Origin of the sequence: Affinundibacterium seohonense, assembly GCF_014284305.1 — a bacterium.
Lineage (GTDB): Bacteria > Pseudomonadota > Gammaproteobacteria > Burkholderiales > Burkholderiaceae_D > Undibacterium > Undibacterium seohonense.
In genome coordinates this window covers 1-805 of sequence record NZ_JACOFW010000075.1, presented here as the reverse complement: position 1 = coordinate 805, position 805 = coordinate 1, and the positions used below count along the sequence as shown (strand labels likewise).

The following is an 805-nucleotide window of genomic DNA, read 5'->3' as shown; positions in this document are numbered from 1 at the left end:
GTTGGAAAATGGGTCTAAGTGACGGCAGAAGAGCCAGACCTACAGTTATCACTGTGTCAGATGAGCAACCGCATGCGCGACTAATGGCAGCGGTAAAAGTGATACAGGAAATACTGATGAAATGGCTGCTGCCAACGGACACGAAAGTGGTCGTGATGTACGAAGCGGGTCAAGATGGGTTCTGGATTTGTCGCGCACTCAATGCCATGGGGTATACCGGTTTAGTAATTGACGCGGCAAGCGTACCAGTGGGACGTCAAGCAAGAAGAGCAAAGACAGACCGATTAGATGCCATCATGCTCGTGAACTGTTTGCGAGGATGGCTGCGGGGCGAACAAGATTGTCTGCGGGTGCTACATATTCCAGACGAGCTGGCGGAAGCAGAGCGACAAACACTTAGGGATCGTGGTGTTTTGCAAAAAGAGATAGGTCAACATCACGACAGGATGCGCAAGTTGCTCCGCACGGTTGGATGTTGGGATGAGATGGATCGTGGTTTTGCGCAGCGCTTGGAAGTCGGCGAAGTGCGCTGTTATGACGGCAGTGTATTGCCGGTCGAATTAAAGGCGCGACTCCTGCGAGAATGCGAAAGGTTGGCGTTGGTTGAGGAACAGTTTAAGGCACTCACTAGAACACAGGTCTCACAACTGTCTGAAGCGGCACAAGAAAAAGTCGCCAGTTTCACCAAGCTCAAAGCGATAGGTGACATTGGTGCGATACGGATTACAACGGAATTATTTTGGCGACGGTTTGATAATCAAAAACAAGTTGGTTCCTGTGTTGGATTGGTGCCGCAACCGTACGA

1 pseudogene is annotated in these 805 nt (G+C 50.6%); it reads left to right on the top strand.

The features are described 5' to 3' along the window. Positions 1 to 116 precede the first annotated feature (116 nt). Positions 117 to 805: pseudogene (locus H8K52_RS20610) on the top strand (IS110 family transposase); the annotation flags it as partial.